Genomic DNA, 3,609 nt, shown 5'->3' on the forward strand with positions numbered 1-3,609 from the left:
GGTGGCGACCGAGCGCGCCGAGCAGGCCGCCACGACCGGCGCGCTGCTCGGCCGGGCGCTCGACGTGCTGGCGCGGGCCGCGGCCGCCGCCTCGGCGCGCACCGCCCCCGTGCTGGCCGAGGCCGAGGAGCTCCTGCACGCCGGGGCGCTCGAGCTGGCGCAGGCCGTGCTCGGCGTCGAGCTGTCCGACCGCGAGCAGTCCGCCCGCGCGGCGCTGGCCCGCGCGCTCGCCCGGCCGCGCGGCGCCGAGACCGTCACGGTCCACCTCAGCCTGCGCGACCTCGACACCCTGCAGAGCATCGGTGCCGACGACGCCCCCGACGGCGTGCTGCTGGTCGGCGACCCGTCGCTGGCGCCGGGCGACGCCCTGGCCGTTCACCCCGACGGCTTCCTCGACGCGCGGATCGGCACGGCACTCGACCGTGCGCGCGCCGCCCTGGCGGGAGAGTCCGAATGAGCACCCTCCTGGAGACGCGGAGCCGCTGGGACGACGCACTCGCCGCCGTGGCCCCCGAGGTCGTCGGCACCGTCCGCACGGTCGTCGGCCTGTCGATCGAGGTCGCCGGCACAGGCGCCGCGCTCGGCGAGCTGGTCCGCATCGGCGACAGCGTCGGCGCGGACGAACCCGTCCTCGCCGAGGTCGTCGCGACCTCCGGCGACACCGTCCGCTGCATGCCGCTGGCCCCCACCCGTGGCCTGCGCGCCGGCATGCCCGCGCGTCCGCTCGGCCGGTCCCTGCAGGTGCCGGTCGGCACCGGGCTGCTCGGCCGGGTGCTCGACGGGCTCGGGCGGCCCATCGACGGGTTGGGTCCGCTGCGGGCCGACGCCTACGTCCCCATGGACTCGCGCGCGCCGCACCCCCTCGACCGTGCCCGCGTCGACACCCCGCTCGACCTGGGCGTCCGCGTCCTCGACACGCTCGTCACGGTCGGCCGTGGCCAGCGCATGGGCCTGTTCGCCGGGTCCGGCGTCGGCAAGTCGAGCCTGCTGTCGATGATCGCCCGCGGCACCGACGCCGAGGTGTCGGTCATCGCGCTGGTCGGCGAGCGTGGCCGCGAGGTCCGGGAGTTCCTCGAGGACGACCTAGGCCCCGAGGGTCTGGCCCGGTCCGTGGTCGTCGTCGCCACCTCCGACGAGCCGCCGCTCGTCCGGCTGCGCTCGGCCTTCGTCGCCACCCGGATCGCGGAGCACCTGCGCGACGGCGGGGCGCACGCGGTGCTGATGATGGACTCGCTGACCCGCGTGGCCATGGCGCAGCGCGAGATCGGCTTGTCGGTCGGCGAGCCGCCCGCGACCCGCGGCTACCCGCCGAGCACGTTCGCTCTGCTCGCGCAGCTGCTCGAGCGCGCCGGCACCGGTCCGACCGGTTCCGTCACCGGCCTCTACACGGTGCTCGTGGACGGCGACGACCACAACGAGCCGATCGCCGACGCCGCGCGCTCGATCCTCGACGGGCACGTCGTCCTCGACCGGCGCCTGGCCGTGGCCGGGCACTTCCCGTCCGTCGACGCCCTCGGCTCGATCAGCCGCGTCGCCTCGCGCGTGACGTCGCCGGACCAGCGCGCCGTCGCCTCCCGGCTGCGCGCCGTGATGGCCGCGCGCCGTCAGGCGCAGGACCTCATCGACGTCGGCGCGTACGTCGCGGGCTCCAACCCGCTCGTCGACGCCGCCGTCACGCACGGCCGCGCGATCGACGCGTTCCTGCGGCAGGGCATGGACGAGCCCGCCGCCGCGGCGCAGTCGTGGGCACACCTGGGTGCCCTGGTCGACGCCTTGGGAGATCTGTCGTGAGCCGCGCCTTTCCGCTCGCCTCGCTGCTGCGGCTGCGCACCCTCACCGAGGACCGTGCCGCGTCCGAGCTGGCGCTGGCCCGTCGCGACCAGGCCCGTGCTGAGCAGCGTGCCCGCGACACCGCGGAGCGCCTCAGCGGCGCGACGCTGCCGCGCGAGGGCGACCTGCTCGCGTTCCGGGCCGCCGTCGCCGGGCGGGCCGCGCTCGGGTCGTTGCTGGTCGAGCGCCGGGGCGACGTGGTCGCCGCGGAGTCCGTCACCGACGAGCGCGCCGAGACCTGGAGCGAGGCGCACCAGCAGGTGCGCGCGCTGGAGCGGCTCGAGGAGCGCCACCAGGAGGCCGAGCGCCTCGAGGAGACCCGCGCGGAGCAGAAGGTGCTCGACGAGATCGCGGGGCGCCGAGCGTCGGCGTCGTCGGAGGGGGCGGACTCATGACCACCGGGATCGCGGCAGTGCAGGCCCGGATCGGCGAGCTGCGTCAGCTCGTCGAGCCGCAGAAGGTCGTCGCGACGACCACCACGGCCAAGGTCTCGGCGACCTCCTTCACGGACGCGCTCGCGGCCCTCGGCCTGTCCGACACGGTCACCCCGGCGACGACCACCACGACGACGGGCCCGACCGGCCAGTCGCTCGTCGCGGCCGCCGAGCAGTACGTCGGCACGCCCTACGTGTGGGGTGGCGAGTCGCTGTCCGAGGGTGGTCTCGACTGCTCCGGGCTGGTGCAGCGCTCGCTCGCGGACCTCGGCGTGACCGGCATCCCGCGCACCGCGCGCGAGCAGATGACCCTCGGCACCGCGGTGCCGAACCTCGACCAGGCGCTGCCCGGAGATCTGCTGGTCTTCGGCGGCGGCACCCACATCGCCATCTACGTAGGGGACGGCAAGATGATCGACGCACCCAAGCCCGGCGGGCACGTCTCCGTGCGGGACGTGTACAAGGAGCCGACGGCGATCCGTCGGATCCTGCCCCAGGAGACCGTCGCTGCGGCACCCGTCACGAGCGCGTCGGCCACGGCCAGCGCGCAGCGCGCCGCCCTCGAGGCGCTGATGTCGCTGAGCTCGTCCTCCTCCTCGTCCACCGCCACCGACGCGCTCGCCGCCCTCACCGCCGGAGCGGCCGCGTGACCGCGGTCGGCGTGGCCCCGGTCGTCCCGGGCGCCCGGTCGGCGTCCCCGCGCTCGTCCGTCGCGCCCGCCGGCGACTTCGCGCAGGTGCTCCAGCAGGTCGCCGCGCAGGATCGCGAGCCCGTCCGCACGCCCGCCCGGCCCGCCGGCTCCGGTGCGCAGACGGCCGAGCAGCGCGCGCTGGTCCACGCCTCGGACAAGGCGCTCGCGCGGTCGGCCGAGAAGGCGCACAAGCTCGGTGCGACGAAGGCGACCGCCGCGGAGCCGGATGCCGACGACGTCGTCAGGTCCGAGGCGACGGACACGACGCAGGAGACGGACCCGGCCGTGCTGGACGCGACCCCCGTCGACCCCCCCGCGACGGACCCGAACCCGACCGCGGCACCCGTCCCGAGCGCGGACGCCACGCCCGCTGACGGCACGCCCGCTCCCACGGCACCGGCGGCGACCGTCGGCCCGGCGGTGCCTCCAGCCGGCAGCGACACCGCGGCCGCGGCGGCGACCGCCGCGACACCTGTCGGGACGACGACCCCGACCCCGGCGCTCGCCTCCGCGACGGGCACCGTCGCCCCGCTCGCCGGGCCGTCCGCTCCCGCGGCACCCGCTCCCGCAGCGTCGGCTCCGCTGACCTCGGCCGCCCCGAGCGGTGCGCGTCCCGCGGACAGCGCACAGCCCGCGCCCCTCGCCGCCCCGGCC

General features: G+C 77.0%; 4 protein-coding genes and 1 pseudogene. All 5 read left to right on the top strand.

Going from position 1 to position 3,609, the window contains the following annotated elements:
- The coding region (locus tag AC1DUE_RS19905; protein WP_477041147.1) for a FliH/SctL family protein at positions 1-457 on the top strand (457 nt) is incomplete at its 5' end.
- Positions 454-1,791 carry a FliI/YscN family ATPase gene (locus tag AC1DUE_RS19910; RefSeq protein WP_477041148.1) on the top strand — a complete coding sequence of 446 codons (1,338 nt, stop codon included), beginning with the start codon at positions 454-456 and terminating at the stop codon, positions 1,789-1,791. The genes AC1DUE_RS19905 and AC1DUE_RS19910, both read left to right, overlap by 4 nt.
- Complete coding sequence (locus AC1DUE_RS19915; RefSeq protein ID WP_477041149.1) at positions 1,788-2,225, top strand: flagellar export protein FliJ; 438 nt, start codon at positions 1,788-1,790, stop codon at positions 2,223-2,225. The genes AC1DUE_RS19910 and AC1DUE_RS19915 overlap by 4 nt, the downstream gene beginning before the upstream one ends.
- Complete coding sequence (locus tag AC1DUE_RS19920; RefSeq protein WP_477041150.1) at positions 2,222-2,914, top strand: C40 family peptidase; 693 nt, start codon at positions 2,222-2,224, stop codon at positions 2,912-2,914. The genes AC1DUE_RS19915 and AC1DUE_RS19920 overlap by 4 nt, the downstream gene beginning before the upstream one ends.
- Positions 2,911-3,609 (top strand): annotated as a pseudogene (locus AC1DUE_RS19925) (hypothetical protein); the annotation flags it as partial. The gene AC1DUE_RS19920 and the pseudogene AC1DUE_RS19925, both read left to right, overlap by 4 nt.

The organism is Cellulomonas sp. P4_A2, assembly GCF_056402515.1.